This window comes from Allobosea sp. 05T422_2 (assembly GCF_056396265.1).
Genome location: NZ_JBFTLD010000121.1, coordinates 1 through 19,175 on the forward strand (window position 1 = coordinate 1; position 19,175 = coordinate 19,175).

15 protein-coding genes are annotated in these 19,175 nt (G+C 65.6%); 4 read left to right on the forward strand and 11 right to left on the reverse strand.

Annotated elements, in window-relative coordinates:
* Window positions 1-105: 105 nt before the first annotated feature.
* Both AC1DJT_RS20295 and AC1DJT_RS20300 read right to left on the reverse strand, forming a co-directional pair.
* Window positions 106-921: a cytochrome c oxidase subunit II gene (locus AC1DJT_RS20295; protein ID WP_476834735.1), complete on the reverse strand. Its 816-nt coding sequence runs from the start codon at window positions 919-921 to the stop codon at window positions 106-108.
* Window positions 922-1,357: 436 nt separating this feature from the next.
* Window positions 1,358-1,747: a c-type cytochrome gene (locus AC1DJT_RS20300; protein WP_476834736.1), complete on the reverse strand. Its 390-nt coding sequence runs from the start codon at window positions 1,745-1,747 to the stop codon at window positions 1,358-1,360.
* 281 nt (window positions 1,748-2,028) lie between these two features.
* On the opposite strand from AC1DJT_RS20300, the gene AC1DJT_RS20305 reads away from it, so the two are divergent.
* Window positions 2,029-3,927 carry an FUSC family protein gene (locus AC1DJT_RS20305; RefSeq protein WP_476834737.1) on the forward strand — a complete coding sequence of 633 codons (1,899 nt, stop codon included), beginning with the start codon at window positions 2,029-2,031 and terminating at the stop codon, window positions 3,925-3,927.
* 105 nt (window positions 3,928-4,032) lie between these two features.
* On the opposite strand, the gene AC1DJT_RS20310 is transcribed toward AC1DJT_RS20305, so the two are convergent.
* The 4 genes from AC1DJT_RS20310 to AC1DJT_RS20325 form a co-directional block, all read right to left on the reverse strand.
* Window positions 4,033-4,584 (reverse strand): NADPH-dependent FMN reductase, encoded by a 552-nt coding sequence (locus tag AC1DJT_RS20310; RefSeq protein ID WP_441505044.1) that lies wholly within the window; start codon window positions 4,582-4,584, stop codon window positions 4,033-4,035.
* 124 nt (window positions 4,585-4,708) lie between these two features.
* Entirely contained in the window at window positions 4,709-7,864 is a 3,156-nt protein-coding gene (locus tag AC1DJT_RS20315) for an efflux RND transporter permease subunit (protein ID WP_476834738.1), read from the reverse strand.
* Window positions 7,861-9,018, reverse strand: coding sequence for an efflux RND transporter periplasmic adaptor subunit (locus AC1DJT_RS20320; protein ID WP_441491955.1), 1,158 nt, complete (start codon window positions 9,016-9,018; stop codon window positions 7,861-7,863). The genes AC1DJT_RS20315 and AC1DJT_RS20320 overlap by 4 nt, the downstream gene beginning before the upstream one ends.
* 162 nt (window positions 9,019-9,180) lie before the next feature.
* A complete protein-coding gene (locus tag AC1DJT_RS20325; protein ID WP_476834739.1) occupies window positions 9,181-9,777 on the reverse strand; it encodes a TetR/AcrR family transcriptional regulator in 597 nt (198 codons plus the stop codon).
* Window positions 9,778-10,413: 636 nt separating this feature from the next.
* On the opposite strand from AC1DJT_RS20325, the gene AC1DJT_RS20330 reads away from it, so the two are divergent.
* On the forward strand, window positions 10,414-10,638 hold the full coding sequence (locus AC1DJT_RS20330; protein WP_441491953.1) for a hypothetical protein: 225 nt from the start codon (window positions 10,414-10,416) through the stop codon (window positions 10,636-10,638).
* Window positions 10,639-10,696: 58 nt separating this feature from the next.
* On the opposite strand, the gene iolB is transcribed toward AC1DJT_RS20330, so the two are convergent.
* From iolB to AC1DJT_RS20355, 5 genes are read right to left on the reverse strand one after another with little or no spacing between them, the layout of a single operon-like run.
* Window positions 10,697-11,497, reverse strand: coding sequence for a 5-deoxy-glucuronate isomerase (gene iolB, locus AC1DJT_RS20335; protein WP_441505041.1), 801 nt, complete (start codon window positions 11,495-11,497; stop codon window positions 10,697-10,699).
* A 14-nt stretch (window positions 11,498-11,511) separates the two neighbouring features.
* Window positions 11,512-12,411: a myo-inosose-2 dehydratase gene (gene iolE / locus AC1DJT_RS20340; RefSeq protein WP_441505040.1), complete on the reverse strand. Its 900-nt coding sequence runs from the start codon at window positions 12,409-12,411 to the stop codon at window positions 11,512-11,514.
* A gap of 19 nt (window positions 12,412-12,430) precedes the next feature.
* Window positions 12,431-14,269, reverse strand: coding sequence for a 3D-(3,5/4)-trihydroxycyclohexane-1,2-dione acylhydrolase (decyclizing) (gene iolD, locus AC1DJT_RS20345; RefSeq protein ID WP_476834740.1), 1,839 nt, complete (start codon window positions 14,267-14,269; stop codon window positions 12,431-12,433).
* 10 nt (window positions 14,270-14,279) lie between these two features.
* Entirely contained in the window at window positions 14,280-16,184 is a 1,905-nt protein-coding gene (locus AC1DJT_RS20350) for a bifunctional 5-dehydro-2-deoxygluconokinase/5-dehydro-2-deoxyphosphogluconate aldolase (RefSeq protein WP_441505038.1), read from the reverse strand.
* A 19-nt stretch (window positions 16,185-16,203) separates the two neighbouring features.
* Entirely contained in the window at window positions 16,204-17,070 is an 867-nt protein-coding gene (locus AC1DJT_RS20355) for a MurR/RpiR family transcriptional regulator (protein ID WP_476767773.1), read from the reverse strand.
* Between the two features lie 114 nt (window positions 17,071-17,184).
* Between AC1DJT_RS20355 and AC1DJT_RS20360 the strand changes: the two genes are divergently transcribed.
* Window positions 17,185-17,985 carry an SDR family oxidoreductase gene (locus tag AC1DJT_RS20360; protein WP_476834741.1) on the forward strand — a complete coding sequence of 267 codons (801 nt, stop codon included), beginning with the start codon at window positions 17,185-17,187 and terminating at the stop codon, window positions 17,983-17,985.
* 34 nt (window positions 17,986-18,019) lie between these two features.
* The gene (gene iolG, locus AC1DJT_RS20365; protein ID WP_441505035.1) at window positions 18,020-19,024 is read left to right on the forward strand and encodes an inositol 2-dehydrogenase; all 1,005 of its coding nucleotides are present in this window, start codon (window positions 18,020-18,022) and stop codon (window positions 19,022-19,024) included.
* The last annotated feature ends 151 nt before the right edge of the window (window positions 19,025-19,175 follow it).

A 19,175-nucleotide genomic window follows, 5' to 3' on the forward strand; every position in this document is an offset into this window, starting at 1 on the left:
GTCGAGAGAGGTCCGGCAGCGTCACTCGGCACATCGACCATCAAACCGCCTCCCGCTCTCCATCAGATGGCACGCCTCGTCGGAGGCTCAGCCGTCTTCCATCCCCTAGTTTCTCGCCTGCGCCCGCGCCGCTGCGGTGAGCTGTGCGAAGGTCTTCTGTTGCTGCAGCCATGCGCGGTATTCGCTTTCCGGCTCGACGACGACGCCACCGCGCATGAAGGTATGGCCGGTGCTGCAGAGTTCGGCGCACAGCGCCTCGAACGTGCCGGTACGGGTCGGCGTGAACCAGTAATATGTGACGTTGCCCGGGATCATGTCCATCTTGGCGCGGAACTCGGGCACGTAGAAATCATGGACGACGTCGAGTGAGCGCAGCAGCACCTTCACCGGCTTGTCGAGCAGGAGGTGAAGCTGGTCTCCCTGGATGATGATGTCGTCCTGGCCGCGCGCATCCTTTGGATCGAGGCCAAGCGGGTTCTCGGGGCTGACAAGGGTTACGTCGGTCGCTCCGAGCCGGCCATCGGCGCCGGGCAGGCGATAGCTCCATTGCCATTGCTGGCCCACGATCTCGACCGTTGCGGCATMGGCCGGCACCGTCACGAACTGCTTCCAGACGACGAGGCCAGGCGCCAGCATGGCGGCGACACCGATGCCGGTCCCGATCGCGAGCCACCATTCCAGCCGCTTGTTCTCCGGCTCATAAGCTGCCCGATGTCCTTCGCGATGGCGGAAGCGGAACAGGCAATAGGCCATGAACAGCACCACGGCAGCGAAGACGGTGCCGGTGATCCAGAAGGTGATGATGATGGTGTTGTCGATATAGTGCCAGTTGGAGGCGATCGGGGTCCACCACCATGGGCTTAGCAGGTGGAACGCCACCGAGCCGACCACGACCAGCGCAAGTACGACGGCAACACCCATGGTCAGTCACCCTTGCCTATGGCGGCGATGAACGGGGTCCGGTCGGCGCCGCGACGCGATAGGAGCGTGGCGACGTCGTGAAAGCGGGCTTCTCGTCGGCCCGAGAACGATACCGCCTGCTCATGGCGGTGCCGGGGAGCGGCGAGAACGGGGCAGGGAGAAAGACTGGAGGGATGGCGCAGAGGGATCGMGTGGCGCGGGCTCGGACGAGCGCGTCAACCGGTTTCAAGCGTCGCTTCCTGCTCGCCATCGCCGAACCTCCCGGTTCGTCAGACGATTGCGCGTCACATGTGACGCAAAGCTCCCGCCCAGGCTGCAAAGCGCTCCGCTTCTCAGCCTATGGTCGCTGAATATTGTCCGGCCGCGTTCGCTGGTTGTCAATCGAGGCCGGCGTTGAGCCAGCCGCGCTATCGCCGCACCTGCGCGTCGAAGGCGGCTACTTCTTCTTTCCGTCGGCGTCGAATTGCTTGAGGAAGGCGACGATATCGTCGATCTCCTGATCGGATTTCAGGCCGGGGAACACCATCTTCGTACCGGGGATCTTGGCCTGAGGCGCCTTGATGTAATCGCGGAACGTCGGCTCGTCCCAGGTGATGCCGGAGTTCTTGTTGGCAGCCGAGTAGCTGTAGCCCTCGACGGACCCTGCCKGGCGCCCAATCAGGCCGTTGAGCTTCGGGCCGACCGCATTCCTCGCGGTCTCGCCGATCTGGTGGCAGGCACGACATCGCAGGAAGATCTTCTCGCCGGAGGTGGCGTCTGCTGCGGCAATGACTGGATGGGAAAGGAGGGGGAGAAGCAGGACGGTCGTCAAGGCCAAGCGTATCATCGAAGGGCCTCCTTCGGGTTCGGTTCGCCCCACCACACGCAGCAGGCCGGCCGGCGCATCCGTAGCCACAAATCCTACACTATCATTGGTGCAGCTCCAATCTGCCTGCGCTGGAAACGGTCGGTCACAGTCATCGACATGGTCGTGCCCGCCGATGCAGGCTCGTCCACCGGCCTCATGCGGTATGGTGGCGTGAACGCCCGCCGGGCTTGGTGCCGGGCAACCGACCGACATGAGGTCCGCTTGGAGAAGGCTGCTCAGGACATGCGCGAGCCGTGGCCGTGAGGTCCTCGCCCTTGCTCCGGCTGGGGCTGGATGGTGCGGGCCTCCGGCAAGCAGCGCTGCTGGCTCTTGCCGCCTGGCTCGCATTTGCTCTCGCATCGTCGCTTCAGATCACCAACGCCTATTGGGCCGCAATGCCGGTCTGGGTTGTGGCGCAAGCCTCGCRCGGGCTCTTGTTCGCCCGTGGCTCTCTCAGGATTCTCGGAACGTTGATTGGTGCAGCCGTCGGCTTCGGCCTGCTGCATCTGATTCCCAACCACTATTTTCTGTTGCTCGCGCTTGGTCTTTGGGTCGGCTTCAACACTGCGCTGACGCATGTGCTGCGCGGCGTCACCGCCTATGGCGCCTTGATGAGCGGCATGACCGCGGCCATCGTCATCCTGCCAACGGTGTTCTCTCCGGAACGATCCTGGGACATCGCCATTGCACGGGTTGAGTGCACGTTGATCGGCGTGGCGGTGGTGACGCTGGTCACGGCGCTATTCACGCCGTCAGCATCGCGTTCTGCTCTCATGTCCCGGGCGCGGCTGATGGCCCGGCAAGCGGTGCGGTTCGCAGCCTTGGCGCTCCAGGGCGTTCCGCAGGATCGGGTTGCCGTAGCCGAACGGCAGCTTCTCGCCGAGATGAGCAGCGTCACCCAGGCGGCGGATCAGATGACGGCAGGCTCGCTGCGGGGCTCGCGGCGTCGCAAGCGCGTCGATGCACTGGTCGCGGCCGCCTTGTTGGTGATGTCGGCAGGGCGCGCGGCTGCGTCGCGCGAGGCGTCGGAGGAGACCAACGCCAGGGCTCTGGCAGAACTTGACCGGTTGGCGCAACGTTTCGAACGGGAGACAGAGGCGCAAGGGGAGGTGCCCCGTGCCGAAGGGCTGGATCCCCGCCTGTCGGACAGTCTGCGGCGGCTGGTCGCAGCAGAAGCCGCGCTCAGTGCGGACCGCCCGGCCGGAGATGAGCTCTCCGGCCTGGTGCCTGTCTTCCTGCACAATCCCCATGGCGACTGGTCGCTGGGCACCACCGCCGGCGCGGTGTCGGGGTTGGCCACCTGGCTGGCTGCCTCTGCGGCCTATGCTGCAAACTGGCCGGTGGCGGAGCTCGCAGCGCTGGGAGTCTGCATCTTCTCGATGGTCCTGGGCTCGCTGGCGCAGCCGCAGGCCATTGCGCCGCATATGCTGAAGGGGGTGCTGGCTGGGGTGGTGGCTGCCCTGATCTATCGCTTCGGCGTGCAGCCGCATGTCCAGACCGTGCCCGAGCTGTTGGTTTCTGTGGCCCCGTTCCTCCTGCTTGGAGGGTTGGCGCGCGCGAGCCGCAGGACGGCAATCGCGGCGATCGACGCCAATATGTGTTTTCTCCTGGCCAGCCAGGCGGTGTTGCCGGCCGTCACCAGACCCGCCGCAATCCTGAGCGAGGCCGGCGCGCTTGTCGCCGCTGCGGTGCTGGTGACAAGCAGCTTCATTCTGCTGCCGCGCAGGCATGACCGGCACGCGGCAAGGACCCGCGAGGATATCCGGCGAGACCTCGAGCGGCTCCTCGCCAATCCGCAGGCCAGGCGCGGGGCAAGCTGGGATCAGGGCATGACCCGGCAGATCATGCGCCTCACTCTGCACCTCGCCCGAGCCGGAGAGGGCGATGGCGGCGCTACGCATGGCCTGCTTGGCGTGCTCAATCTCGGCATCGCGGCGACGGCGCTGCAGCGGTTGATGTCTGAGGGAGGGCTCGGGGACGAGGATCGGCGGCTGATTGCGCAGGGGCTCGCGGCTCTGGGGCGGTTCAGGACGGAATCGCCCAGGCCGGAATTGTTCGACGAGGCCGCGCGAACAATCGCGAATGCCGACGCCGCACGCGCCGTGAAGGAGGCCGCAGCGGCATTTCGGCAGGCGGAGGCCTTTCTCGCCGGGGCGTAATGGCGTGCGCAGGAGGCCGGCGCAAGCTCGGCGCTCATCCCGGTCAGGCCGCTTCAACGGCACAGAGCCGGGATGTCGTCGTTAGATTTTCCCAGAAAGGGCGCCTCAGGCTGAGTGCTTCTTCACCCAGGCGACATAGGCATCCATCCAGCCTTGCAGGAAAGCCCGGCTGGAATCACCGATCTCGCCGCTCTCGGTGAACAACCCATCCTTGGCCTGGATGAAGACTTCCGGCTGTCCGAGCGTCGGCATGTCGAGATAGGCGAGGACATTGCGCAGATGCTGCTGCGCAATCGCTGTTCCGATAGCGCCGACCGACACGCCGAGAACACCGGCCGGCTTGCCGACCCAGGCACTCTGCCCATAGGGCCGCGAGGCTTGATCGATCGCGTTCTTCAGCACGCCGGGGATGGAGCGGTTATACTCGGCAGTGACGAAGATGACGCCCTGGGAGCCGGTGATTTCAGCCTTCAGTCGCTTCACGACCGGGGCCTGGTTCGCGTCGTCATCCTGATTGTAGAGCGGCAGATCGCCGATCGCGACCTGATGAAACCTGAATTCGGGCGGGGCGAGTTTGGCGATGGCCGTGGCAAGCTTGCGATTGAAGGAATCGCGACGAAGGCTGCCGATCACGACGGCAATTCTGAATTCGCTCATGGTGTGTCCCATCACATCGTGCTGGTTGCGGCGTCGAGCCTAGTGCCCGACACCCGATTTGTCGCGCGCGATCATCCCGGCCGCGCGCCACGTGAGCGAGGTGGATACGAGACCGGTCCGAGGTTCAGATCGAGCTTCCCGCCTTCTCCGCCGTCACCCCGACTTTCGCCGCCGACCCTGCATCCTTGGCCGGGCGAGGGTCGCGCCAGTCGATGAGCCGGTAGAACATCGGGATGAAGAAGGTGGCGATGAAGGTCGCCGCCAACATGCCGCCGATCACGCCCGTGCCGATCGAGTGCCGGCTCGCGGAGCCCGCTCCGCTGCTGATCGCGAGCGGAACGACGCCGAGAATGAAGGCGAGCGAGGTCATCACGATCGGCCGGAAGCGCAGCCGCGCTGCTTCGAGCGAGGCCTCGGCGGCACTCATGCCCTCCTGCCGCACCAGAACGGCGAATTCGACGATCAGGATGGCATTCTTGGCGGCCAGACCGATCAGCGTGACAAGGCCGATCTGGAAGTAGACGTCGTTGGTCAGGCCGCGGAGCCAGACCGCGAGCAGCGCCCCGAACAGCGCGAATGGAACCGCGAGAATGACCGCCAGCGGCAGGGTCYATTTCTCGTACTGCGCGGCGAGGATCAGGAACACCATGATGATGCCGAAGATCATGGCCTGCGAGCCGGTCCCGCTGGTGGCGAGCTCTTGATAGGCCGAGCCCGTCCAGGCGATCTGGAAGCCCTGCGGCAACTCGCGCGCCACCTCCTGCATCGCAGCGATCGCCGCGCCCGATGTGTATCCGGGCGCCGGATTGCCCATCACCTTGGCCGCGGCAAAGGCGTTGAAGCGCTCGAACTGGTCGGGGCCGGCGACGCGCACGGCTTTCACCAGCGTATCGAGCGGCACCATCTTGTTGTTGCTCGAGCGCACGAAAACCTGCTTGAGATCCTTCGGTGCCTGACGGAAAGCGGCCTCCGACTGCAGGTTGACGCGGTAGTTGCGCCCATAGAGCGTGAAGTCATTGACGTAGAGGCTGCCGAACGTGCTTTGCATCGTCTCGAAGACGGAGCTGATCGGCACGCCGAGCGCCTTGGCCATGTCGCGGTCCAGGTCGAGCCGGTACTGCGGAACGCCGGTGTCGAAGGTCGTGCGCACGCCGGCCAGTTCGGGACGTTTCGAGGCGGCTTCGACCAGTTGTGCGGTGGCGGCGGAGAGCGACTGGACGCCGCCTCCGGTGCGATCCTGCACATAGAGTTCGAACCCGCCCGTGGTGCTCAACCCGCTGATCGGCGGCGGATTGAAGAACAGGACCATGGCGTCCTTGATCCCGATATTCATGCCGGTGAACGTCTTGACCAGGTTGCGCGCATCGAGGTCCGGGGTTCGGCGCTCGCTCCAGTCCTTCAGCGTCACGAAGGTCGTGGCGGCGCTGGTCCGCTCGCTTCCGGAGAGAAGGTCGAACCCCGAAATGGCGAAGACGTTTTCGACAGCCGGGTGCTTGCCGATATTGGTCGCAGCCTCATCCATCACCGCCACGGTGCGGTTCAGCGAGGCGGCCGGAGGCAGGATGGCCACCCCGAGCAGCACGCCCTGGTCTTCGTCTGGAACCAGCGAGCCCGGAATGGTCCGGAACAGGATGCCGGTGCCGGCGATGAGCACGGCGAAGAGCACAAGGCCGATGGCGAAGCGTTTGACCAGGAAGCCGACGCCGGAGACGTAGCCGTTCGTCAGCTTGTCGAAGAAGCGGTTGAACAGCCGGAACGGCAATGCCGGCTCCTGATGGCCCGGTTTCAGGATCAGCGCGCACAAAGCCGGAGTCAGGGTCAGCGCGACGATGCCCGAGATCGTGACCGACAGTGCGATCGTGACCGCGAACTGCTTGTACATCGCGCCGGCCAACCCGCCCATGAACGACACGGGGATGAAGACCGCGCACAGCACCAGGACGATCGCGATGACCGGCCCGGTGACTTCGCTCATCGCCTTGATCGAAGCCTCTCGCGGCGACAGGTGCTCGGTCGCCATGATGCGCTCGACATTCTCCAGAACCACGATCGCGTCGTCGACGACGATGCCGATGGCGAGGACGAGGCCGAACAGGGTGAGCAGGTTGATCGAGAAGCCGAACATGTACATGCCGGCAAAGGTGCCGATGATCGAGATCGGCACCGCGATGACCGGGATGAGCGTGGCCCGGAAGTTCTGCAGGAAGAGGAAGACGACGAGGATGACCAGGACGATGGCCTCGACGAAGGTCTTGACCACCTCCTCGATCGAGACCTGGATGAACTTCGTCGTGTCGTAGGGAATGCTGTAGGCCATGCCCTCCGGGAAGGACTGMTTCAGCTCGTCCATGCGGCTCTTGAGCGCCTCCATGGTMGAGAGCGCGTTCGCTCCCGTCTGAAGATAGACCGCAAGGGGCACCGCAGGCTTGCCGTTGAGCTTGCTGTCGACGGTATAGCTGGCCGAGCCGAGCTCGACCCGCGCCACATCCCTGAGCCTGAGCGTCGCCGCGTTGATGTCGGAGCGCAGGATGATGTTGCCGAACGCCTCGGCATCCGGGAGACGCCCCTGGGTCGTGGCGGAATAGGTGAAGGGGGTCGATGGGTCGTTCGGCTCATCGCCGAAGCGGCCGGCTGCAAACTGGGCATTCTGTTCGCGAATGGCTGCCGCGACATCGGTGGTCGTCAGGCCGTAGCGGGCGAGCTTGTCGGGGCTCAGCCAGATCCGCATCGAGTAGTCGCGTTGGCCGAGCAATGCCGCGTCACCGACGCCAGGAATGCGCTTCAGATCGTCAATGACGTTCAGCAGGGCATAGTTGCCGACATAGGTCGTGTCGAAGCGGTCGTTCTCCGAATACATCGCCACGAGGCCGAGGATGGAGGTCGAGCGCTGGCTGACCGTCACGCCGAGCCGGGTGACCTCTTGCGGCAAGGTCGGCGTCGCGCGCTGGACGCGATTATTGACGTTGATCGTGGCCTGATCGGGATCGGTGCCCTGAGCGAATGTCACCGTCAGCGACATCTGGCCGCTGCTGGAGTTCGAGGACTGCATGTAGAGCATGCCCTCGACGCCGTTGATCTGCTGCTCGAGCGGCGCTGCCACCGTCTGCGCGATCGTCTCGGCGCTGGCGCCGGGATAGGTGGCGCTGACGACGATCTGCGGCGGCGTCAGCTCGGGATATTGCGCGATCRGAAGCGCCCGGATCGCGACGAGGCCGGCAAGCACGATGACGATCGAGATAACGGCGGCGAAGACGGGCCTGTCGATGAAGAAGCGATTCATGGCTTGGCAGCTCCGGGCGCCGCGGCGGCAATACTGACCGGCGCGCCGGGACGAACCTTGATGATCCCCTCCGTGATCAGCTTGTCGCCGGGCTTGAGGCCCGAGGTGACGATCCAGCCGTCGGCGACCTGACGTCCGAGTACGACGGGGCGGGCTTCGGCCTTCCCCTGGCTGTCGACCGTGTAGACGAACTGTCCGCGCGGTCCCTGCGAGACGGCCGCCTGCGGAACGACGATGGCGTCGTTGAGCACGACCCCCATCACGATCGCGCGCAGGAACTGGCCGGGCAGCAGGCGATGCTCGGGATTGGGGACAACGGCACGCAGCCGCAGCGTCCCGGTTTCCGGATCAAGGCCGGAGGAGGCGAAATCGATGACGCCGGGCTGCGCATAGACGCGGCCATCGCCGTAGGTGAGCTTGACCGAGAGGACCTCCCCGGCACGCTCCCAGATGCCCTGTGCCTCGAGCAGGGCCCTGACCTCGGCCACTTCGCTCTCGCTGGAGTTGAAGATGACGTAGACAGGGTCGAGCTGGGTGATCTTGGTGAGCAGGCTGCTGTCACCCGTGGTGCCGATCAGGCTGCCCTCGGGCAACTCCTCGCGGCTCGTGACCCCACTGATCGGCGCCCTCACATTGGTGTAGCCGAGATTGAGTTCCGCGACGTTCAGGTCGGCGTGAGCGACGGCGACCGAAGCCGTTGCGAGTTCCTTGGCGGAGAGGGCGTCATCGCGCGCCTTTTCCGTGCCGGAGCCGGTCAGGGCCAGCCGCGTATAGCGCTCGGCATCACGCGTCGCCTGGGCGAGCTGTGCCTCCGCCTGCTGGAGCTGTGCCTTGGCCTTGGCGACGTCCGCTTCGTAGCGCCTCGGGTCGATTTCGAAGAGGATGTCGCCAGCCTTGACCTCGGCGCCCTCGACGAAGTTCCGCTTCAGCAGAATCCCACCAACCTGGGCCCGGACCTGAACCTCCCGCGAGGCCTCGACGCGTGCGGCATACTCGAATGTCAGCGGCACCTTGCCGGCCTTGACCTCGACCACGGTCACTTGAGGCGGGGGCGCGGCCCCCTGCGCCTGGGCCAGGGTTGCTGCGCCAAGCAGCGGCCAGATGAAGGCAAGGCTGAAGAGCGCGAAACGGCGCCGCGGCGTGTAGGTGGTCATCCGTCGCATCCTTCCAGTGGTGCAGGTCGCGGCGCGGTCGCCGTCGGGGCATCGCGCAGTCTTCCATGAGCAAGGCCCGTATCCAACCACGAGCATTGCCCACCGGAAGCGCGGGCAGCCTTCATCGTCTTTGCGGGGGCATGAGGCAGGGGTGTCCTCCCTCTAGTCAGGCTTGGACAGGAATACGGCGACGAGATTCTCAAGGAAATGCTCCTGAAACTGTCCGCGATCCATCGGGCTCGCGGACAGGGATTGAACGAGGTCGGGCGCGGTCGAGGGCCAGAAGAATGCGCCGGCGAGAATCGAGAAGGCGATGAAGGGGTCGCTCGCATGCGTGACACCTTCGCGAACCGCCTGATCGAGAAGCGGTAAGAAGGCATCGAGCGCGGGACGAAGCAGGAGTTCCTTCAATGCGGCCAGTCGCGCCCCGCTCTCCCTCGCCTGCTGCGCGATGAAGAGGCCGAGTTCCGGGTGGCTGAAATGGAAAAGCACCGTCAGGCGGATGGCATCGGTCACTCGGTCCCTGAGCGGGCGTGTCTCGGCCGTCAGGCGTCGGATCTCGGCGTGCAGCTGCGTCGTATACGAGGCGACATGGTCGATGCTCGCGAGCCAGAGCMCCTCCTTGCCGCCAAAATGCACACGCACCAGCCCGGGGTCGACCTTGGCGGCCGCGGCCAGGCTGCGCAGATCTACGCTGTCATAGCCATGACGCGCAAAGGCGCTCGTCGCAGCGAGAAGCAAAGCCTCGCGGCCCGACATCTGGTCCTTGAGCCGCCGACCGCGAGGGCGCGGAGCCGGGCTGGGGGAAGTGGATCGCTCGGATCGGGGCATTGCTCGGGTGATAGTTATAAAATCTACAAGTGAGGATATTTCAACGTGACGCGGGACGCAAGGGCGCTCGCGATCGCCTGGTGATGGTCTTCCTCACGAGATCGTTACGCAAGGGAGATGCTGGACTGGCCAAGGGTCATGCCGGCCATGGCGTAATGTCGGCGGCCGCGCGCGACGACCCTCTCAGGCGAGTGCAAGTCGTGTTGGCCCGTAGCTTCCGCCGAAGGGCGGGAGTATCTGAAAAGAGACCCCAAGCCATCTTCAGCGATCCAGTCAGATGATCCTCTGGTATTTTACCGATGTTATGATTTATTTGTACTGTGAAAATCGTTCTCGGGGTCTTTGGGTCGTATATTTTGGAAGGGTCCCGACTTGCGGCGGATCTGTGATTGCCGATGGGGCCGGTCGCGGAATTCAGGGTTTCGGAATATCAAGTATTATTGAGAAATATCACGTCAGACTCTCTGAGAGAGGAGCAACGCAAGAATTAGAATGGCCAAAATACTAGGTGATTGGAACAAACATCAGGTAACGCTGTTCTGAATATCCAGCGGGGGGCTGGGCATGACCAAGGATAATGGCGGCGGGGAACGCATGATCTGGTCTGATCTGGCCGGGCAGATGGTCGCGATTTCTTCGCCGGAATGGTGCCACGAGCGGGATGTCGATTATCTGCTGTGGCTACCCTCGCTGGAACGGGGCCGGGTGCTGCGTGGATATCCCCCGGAGATCGCCGAGCGTCTCTGCGCCGATATCGAACGCTTGCGGGAAATCCGGAAACGCCGCTGAGCGCCGGGGCATCGCAAAGCGGCGGATTGCACTCGCGCGACCCGCCGCGCCTGACCGTTCAGGGCTTGACGATCCACTCATGGGCCGGATCGTTGGCGAACTTCCAAACCCGCTTCGGACCCGCCATCACGTTGAGATAATAGAGCTCGTAGCCGTGCGGTGCTGCGACCGGATGATAGCCCCTTGGCACCAGCACGACATCGCCGTCCTCGGCGCAGAGCGTCTCATCGAGCGAACGGTCGTCGGTATAGACGCGCTGCAGCGCAAAGCCCTGGGGCGGCGAGAGCCGGTGGTAATAGGTCTCCTCCAGCAGCGATTCCTGCGGCAGCCTGTCCTGGTCGTGCTTGTGCGGCGGATAGCTCGACCAGTTGCCTGACGGGGTGATCACCTCGACGACGAGCAGCCCTTCGGCGGGCTCGGTCTCCGGCAGGATATTGCGGACATGGCGGGTGTTCGTACCGCTGCCGCGCGTCATGCAGCCGACATCCCCTGGCGCGATCACCCGGGGTTTTGAACCCGGTTTTCCCGGCGCCGAGCAGATCGCCAGCTCGCAGGGGCCCTGCGCCGTCGCGGCAAAGCACAATCCGGCCGGTACATAGAGCGACCAGGGGTCGGGTTCGAACGGGGAGGACCGACCGCCAATGATGCCGAAATCGGTGCCCCCGGCCATGGCTGCGGCCTTTCCGGACAGCAGGACGACGCAGACCTCCCGGTCTCCGGTCTCCCGGTCAAGCACTTGGCCGTCGGCGAGCCGGTAGACTTCGAAGCCGACATGGCCCCAGCCGGCCGATTCCGGGGTGACATGATGGATGCGGCCGTCCTGATCTGGGGCGGATGGTTTGACGAGCAGCTTCGACATGGCGCATCCGGGCCTCAGACGAGCCCGGCCTCCTTCAGGCTGTGCTTGAGATGGGCGACGCCCTTCTTCGCATAGGTCAGCGGATGGGCCTTTTCCGGATCCTGCTCGGCTTCGACCACGACCCAGCCGGAATAGCCCGGCAATGCGCGGAACACGGCGGGGTAATCGACCATCCCGTCGCCCGGCACGGTATAGATGCCGAGATCGCTGCCCTTGCCGAGCACGGCATCAAGGAAGCTCCAGCCTTCCGCCGCGGCCTGCGCCATGACATGCGCGCGCACGTCCTTGGCGTGGACATGGCTGATCCGCTCGCGATAGCGCGCGGCGAGCGCGGCTGGGTCCGAGCCACCCCAGGTGGCATGGCCGGTGTCGAGCAGGAGATGCACGGCAGGGCCCGTCGCCGCCATGAAGGCGTCGATATCGGCTTCGCTCTGCACGATCGTGCCCATGTGGTGATGATAGACCAGCCGGACGCCTTCGCTCAGCGTGCGCTCGGCAACCTGCGTGATCCGGCGGCCGAACTCGGCCCAGTCCTGCGCGCTCATCACGGGGCGCTGCGAGAGCGGCTTCGAGCGGTCGCCATGGATCGCATTCGAGGTCTCGGCGAAGACCAGCACGGTCGAGCCCATGGCCTTGAGCAGATCGAGATGCGGCCGCAGATGGCGCATCTCCTCGTCGGCGTCGCGCTGAAGCAGTTCAGCTGAATACCAGCCCGAGATGCAGTCCATGCCGAAGGGGGCGAGAGCCGCCTTCAGGGCTGCCGGCTGCCGTGGGAACTTGTGACCAAGCTCCATGCCGGTGAAGCCGGCTTCACGCGCCTCGGCGAGGCAGGTTTCGAGCGATGTCGCGCCGCCGATCTCCTGGAGATCGTCATTCGACCAGCCAATCGGGTTGGCACCAATTCGGATGGGCATGGATAAGTGTCCTTCGGGATCAGGGGCGTGACTTCAGCGCGGTCTCATAACGCTCACGCGCCTGCCGGACTTCGGCGCGCGCGGAGGTTGCCGGCACCGCGACATCCCACCAGTGGCCGCCGGCATCGGTCGAGGCGAGCGGGTCGGTATCGATCACCACGACGGTGGTGCACGCATGCGCGCGGGCTGCACGCAGCGCTTCGTCCAGTTCGGCGAGGCTGCCGACCTTCGCGGCGACGGCACCGAGTGAAGCGGCATGCGCGGCAAAATCGATTGCGGGCAGCGTCTCGTGGCGGGTGTCGCGCAGCAGGTTGTTGAAGGAGGCGCCGCCCGTCGCATTCTGTAGCCGGTTGATGCAACCGTAGCCGCGATTATCGAGCAGGACGATCGTCAGCTTCAGGCCGAGCATCACCGAGGTTGCGATCTCGGAGTTCATCATCAGATAGGAGCCGTCGCCGACCATGACGACGACCTCGCGGCTCGGATCGGCCATCTTGACGCCGAGCCCGCCGGCGATTTCGTAGCCCATGCAGGAATAGCCRTATTCCATGTGGTAGCCGCCGGGCGCGCCGGCCTGCCAGAGCTTGTGCAACTCGCCGGGCAGTCCGCCGGCGGCGCAGAGCACGACATCGGACGGCTCGCTCCAGCGCTGCACGGCGCCGATCACCTGCGCATCGCTCGGCAGGGGCTGGTTGCCGGGATCGGTGTAGCGCGCGGCGAGGCCAAGCCAGGTCTTGCCCTCGGATTCCGCCCGCTCCGTCCATGCCGCCGGAGCGCGATGTCCCGCCAGTGCGGTAGCCAGCTCGGAGAGGCCGGCCAGGGMATCGCAGACCAGCGGAAGCGCGCGGTGCTTGCCGGCATCGAAGGCCTGCGTGTTCAGCCCGACGATCCGGCAGGCCGGGTTGGCGAAGAGTGCCCAGGAGCCGGTGGTGAAATCCTGCAGCCTCGTGCCRACGGCCAGGACCAGATCGGCCTCGCGCGCCAGCGCATTGGCGGCGGCCGTGCCGGTGACGCCGATGGCGCCGAGATTGAGCCTGTGGGTTGCCCCGAGGCTGCTCTTGCCGGCCTGCGTCTCAGCGGCGGGAATGCCGTGCGCCTCGCAGAATTCGGCGAGCGCGGCTTCGGCCTCGCTATAGAGTACGCCGCCGCCGGCAATGACGAGTGGTTTCTTCGCCGCCTTGAGCAGTCTGACGGCCTCGACCAGCTCCTGCTCGTCCGGGCGTGGGCGGCGTGGCGTCCAGAGCCGCTCGGCAAAGAAACTCTCGGGATAGTCATAGGCTTCGGCCTGCACGTCCTGGCAGAGCGCCAGCGTCACCGGCCCGCATTCGGCCGGATCGGTCAGGACGGCCATGGCCCGCTCGAAGGCCGGCATCAGCTGCTCCGGCCGTGTCAGCCGGTCGAAATAGCGCGAGACCGGGCGAAAGCAGTCATTGGCGGAGACCGWGCCGTCGCCGAAATCCTCGATCTGCTGCAGCACCGGGTCCGGCAGGCGCCCGGCAAAGACATCGCCCGGCAACAGCAGCAGCGGCAGGCGGTTGACATGCGCGACGGCGGCGGCCGTGACCATGTTGGTGGCACCGGGTCCGATCGAGCTCGTCACCGCCATCATCTGGCGCCGGCGCGAAGCTTTGGCGAAGGCGATAGCAGCATGCGCCATGGCCTGCTCGTTATGGGCGCGATAGGTCGGCAGCGTGTCGCGAGCGGCATGCAGCGCCTCTCCGAGCCCGGCGACATTACCGTGCCCGAAGATGGCCCAGACGCCCGCGAAGATCGGCACGGTCTTGCCGTCGATCACCGTCTTCTGTGCCTGCATGGCGCGTGTCAGCGCCTGCGCCATGGTGAGGCGGATCGTACCCATTGGGAGTTCCTCAGCGTTCCTGCCAGGCTGCGACCAGCCTGGCGAAGCGTTCTGCCATCATCGTCGTTGCGGCCTCATCGTCGAGTCCGCCGGCAAGCCAGCCGCGCGCCGCTTCACCGAAAATCGTGCGGCCGACGGCGAATCCCTTGACCGATGCCGAGCCCTGCGCTGCCCGGAAGGCCTGCGCGACCGTCTCTTCCGGCGCGTCGAGCCCGAGCAGCAACACGCCGCGGCAATAGGGGTCATGGCCCGCGATGACCGCATCGATCTCGCGCCATGCGGCCGGGGAGGGCTGGCCCTCGAGCTTCCACCAGTCGGGCTTGATGCCGATGGCGTAGAGTCGCGTCATCACCCGAGCAACCGTGTCGTCAGCAACCGGTCCGTGCTTCGAGGCAATGATCTCGACCAGCAATTCCCGCCCGACCTGTCGACAGGCGAGGGCGACGCGCTTCAGTACCTGCTCCTGCGCACTCCTGAGAGCCTCGGGGTCATCCGGATGGTAGAAGCACAGGCATTTGGCGACATGGCTGACCGGCCACTCGGCCAGGGTGGCGCCGAGAGACCCTGTCGCGTCGGTCTCCAGCGCGAGTGGGCGCGAGCCGGGGAGTTCGAGGGGGCGGGCGATCCAGAAGCCGTGATCCTCCGCCCGGAACAGGGCTTCGCGKCCATGGATGCCGTCGACCAGCATGCCAAAGCCAGGGCGTCCTTCGGCGACCCGGGCGGCCGCCTTCACCGCAAGCGTCTTGAAATGGGTGATCCGCTCCTGCGGCACGCCTGCCGCGTCGGCCATCTCCTCGAGCTGCGCCCGATGATCGATGGCGAGCGCCATCACGCCCGCGGGCTGCGGCAGGCGCGTCGTCGCCCAATGCACATGGTTGATCTCGGCGTCCCGGCGCAGCGCCCGGTGCGGCGAACCATGAGCAAGGAAATATTGCAGCTCGGGGAAGGTCGGGCTTTCCGGCGAGCACAGCAGCCTGGAGACGGCGAAGGCGCCGCAGGCATTGGCAAAGGCGCAGCAGGTCGCAAGCGGCTCGTCGCGCAGCCAGCCGCGCAGGAAGCCGGACATGAAGGCGTCGCCGGCGCCGAGCACGTTGTAGACCTCGACCGGAAAGCCGGGGCCCTTGATTCCGTCTTCGAGCGAGGCGGGGATCGCGCCGGGAAATACCACGCAGCCCATCGGCCCGCGCTTGCAAACGATCGTCGCGGCGCTCAGGGACCGGATCGTGCGGATGGCCTGAAGCGTATCCTCCGAGCCGCCGGCGGCGTGGAGCTCTTCCTCCGTGCCGACGATCAGGTCGCAATCGGGCAGGATCGCCTGGAGATGCTCGGTCACCGTCTCGGAGCGGATATAGCGCTCCTCACCGGCCTGGTGCCCGGCAAGTCCCCAGAGATTGGGCCGATAGTCGACATCGAACACGACCTTGCGGCCATGCTTGCGGGCGAGCGCGATCGCCTTCTTCTGAGCCGCGGCGGCGTTGGGAATGGCGAAATGCGTGCCGGTGACGACGATCGCCCTGGCGGAGGCAATGAAGGCCTCGTCGATCTCGCTTTCCTGCAATGCGGCGTCGGCACAGTCGGTGCGGTAGAAGATCAGCGGGAAGGTCTTCTCGTCGCGGACGCCGAGGATGACGAGTGCGGTCAGCCGCTTGGGATCGGTGATCAGGCCGCTCGTCTCGACGCCCTCGCGCTCCAGCTGTTCGCGGATGAAGCGGCCCATCTGCTCGTCGCCGACGCGGGTGATCACGGCCGATTTCAGGCCCAGGCGCGCGGTGCCGATCGCGATATTGGTCGGGCAGCCTCCAACCGCTTTGACGAAACTGCCCATGTCTTCAAGCCGGCCGCCGATTTGCTGGCCGTAGAGATCGACCGAGGAGCGGCCAATCGTGATGACGTCGAGCTGAGGGGCGACGGGCATGGAGCTTCGGCCTTCCGCACTAACCTGCGAGATCGGGATCGGCGCTGACGCCGGCGTGTTCGGCAGTAGCGACCGCGAGCGCCATCGCCAGGGTGAAGCTGGCCGCCATCGAGCGGAATGCGCCGAAATCCGCCTCCGCGACATCGAGCCAGAGATCACAGTTTTCGGCGAGCGGGCTGAGCGGGCTGTCGGTCAGGGCCAACACCGGAATGCCGCGCTGATGGGCGGCGGCAGCGATCTCGACCGTGGCAGTGGTGTAGGGCGCGCAACTGATCGCCAGAATGGCGTCGGCTGGGCCGGCCAAGGCGGCCTGCTCCTGGCCGAGGCCGCCGACATGGTCGACCAGCACCGCCCTGATGCCGAGCTTGCCGAAGGCATAGGCGAGGTAGGACACCACCGGGAACATGCGTCGCGCGCCGACGAGGACGATGGTTTGCGCCCTGGCCAGCAAGGCAGCCGCCTCTTCCAGCTGGTCGGGCCTGACAGCCGCCCTGAGCTGGGCAAGCGACGCTTCGCTCGCCTGAATGAAGCCGTCGAGCAGGGCTGCGCCGCCCCCCGAGCCTGTTCCTGCCGTTCGCAGGGCTGCCAGGCGCGCGCGGTGATCGGCGGCATGCCGGCGCAGTCGCGAGCGAAACACCTCCTGGAGTTCGCTGAAGCCGGAATAGTCGAGCGCCTGTGCGAAACGCACCAGCGTCGAGGCCTGCACGCCGGCCTTCTCCGCGATCTGCGCGGTGGAGCCGAAGGCCATGTCGTCGAGATGGGCAAGCGCATGATCCGCGACTTGCTTCAGTCGCTTCGGCAGGGATGGCCGCCGTTCCCGCAGCAAAGCGACGAAACGGTCGAATTCCGGCCTGTCCGTGGGCTGAGGCTGTGATCCTGATGACATGCCGGTTCCGTTAAAGCGCCTTGACTTCAAGCGCTGATCGGCGGAATGTTTATTCCAAAATCAGACAAAGACAATCCATTCATATCAAAATTTCGCTGGGGAGCGTGGCGTCAGGTGTCAGGGAAGAACGAATTCGGTCGGGATCTKACCGGCAAGGCCGCCATCGTGACCGGTGGCAGCCAGGKGCTTGGCGAAGCCGTCGCCCGCGAGTTCCAGGCGCGCGGGATTGCTTCCCTGCTGCTGACCGGCCGCAATCGCGAGCGCGGCGAGGCCGTTGCCCGCGATCTTCGCAATGCTGGCTGCGATGTTCGTTTCCACGCCGCCGATCTTTCCGATCTCGATCAGGTCAAGTCAATCGTTCCGGCCGCCGAGGCGGCGTTCGGTCGTCTCGACATCCTGGTGAACGCCGCCGGCGACACGGATCGCGGCTCCATCCTGGAGACGACGCCCGAGCTCTATGAGCGCATCATGGCGGTCAATCTGCGTGCGCCCTTCTTTCTGATCCAGGGCGCCGCCGAGCTGATGTGCCGGCTCGGGATCGCGGGCGCCATCGTCAACATCCAGTCGATGTCAGCGCACGGTGGCCAGCCATTCCTGAGCGCTTACAGCGTCTCGAAGGGGGCGCTGGCGACGCTGACCCGCAACGCCGCCTTCGGGCTCATGCCGCACCGTATCAGGGTCAATGGTCTCAATATCGGCTGGATGGCGACGCCGGGCGAAGACGCGATCATGCGGTTGCGCCATGACGCGCAGGATGGCTGGCTCGATCAGGCCGCGGCGAGCCAGCCTTTCGGTCGCCTGCTCGATCCGCAAGAGGTCGCCCACGCCGTCGCCTATCTGGCCTCGGCCGAATCTGGTCTGATGACTGGCTCGAACATCGATTTCGACCAGACGATTCTTGGAGCGCGGCAGTAACGCTGCCGCAGCCACAGCCTTGACGACAGGACATATGACGATGCGCATGGGATTGCTGGGTGCCGGCCGGATCGGACGCATTCATGGGTTGAACCTTGCGGCGCGCAAGGACGCGACGCTGGTTTCGGTTGCGGACGCCTTTGCGGATGCGGCGGCCTCGCTGGCAGCCGAGACCGGCGCGACAGTTGCCAGTCTCGACGCGATTCTCGCCGACACGACGCTCGATGCGGTCCTGATCTGCACGCCGACCGACACCCATGCCGATCTGATCGAGGCCGCCGTCGCCTCCGGCAAGGCGGTGTTCTGCGAAAAGCCGGTCGATCTCGACGCCGAGCGCATCAGGGCATGCCTCAAGACCGTCGCCAAGACCGGCAGGCCGCTGATGATCGGCTTCAACCGGCGCTTCGACCCGAGCTTCGCTGCGCTCCAGAACCGCCTGCGGGCCGGAGAGGCGGGCGCGATCGAGATCGTCAGCGTGATCTCGCGCGACCCCTCGCCGCCGCCGGTCGACTATGTCAAGCGCTCGGGCGGCCTGTTCCGCGACATGATGATCCATGATTTCGACATGGCCCGCTTCCTCCTCGCCGAAGAGCCCGTCGAGGTCTTCGCGCTCGGTTCGGCGCTGGTCGATCCGGCGATCGGGCAGGCCGGCGATGTCGATACGGCTGCGGTTCTGATGCGCACGGCGTCAGGCAAGATCGCGCAGATCTCGAATTCGCGCCGCGCCAGCTATGGCTACGACCAACGCATCGAAGTCCATGGCTCGAAGGGCATGCTGCGGGCCGGCAATATCCACGAGACCACGGTCGAGATCGCAACCGGCGCCGGCTTCCGGGCTGACCCGGTGCAGAATTTCTTCCTCGAGCGTTATGCCGCCGCCTATCGCGCCGAACTCGATGCCTTCGTCGCCGCCCTGAAGGGCAAGACGGCGCCCCTGCCCTCCGGAGAAGATGGCCTGAAGGCACAGATCCTGGCCGATGCGGCGACCGAATCCGCTCGCAGCGGCAAGCCGGTCGCTGTCGATCTCGGGGCGATCTGATCATGACGCCCGCTGAACTCGATCTGCGCCAATATGCCGTGCTGGGCCTCGTCCAGCAGGCCGGCTTCATGGCGCTCGACTATTTCAACAAGAGCGAAAGCCTTGGCGTCACCATGAAGGGCGCCCAGGACTGGCTCACCGTCGCCAATGG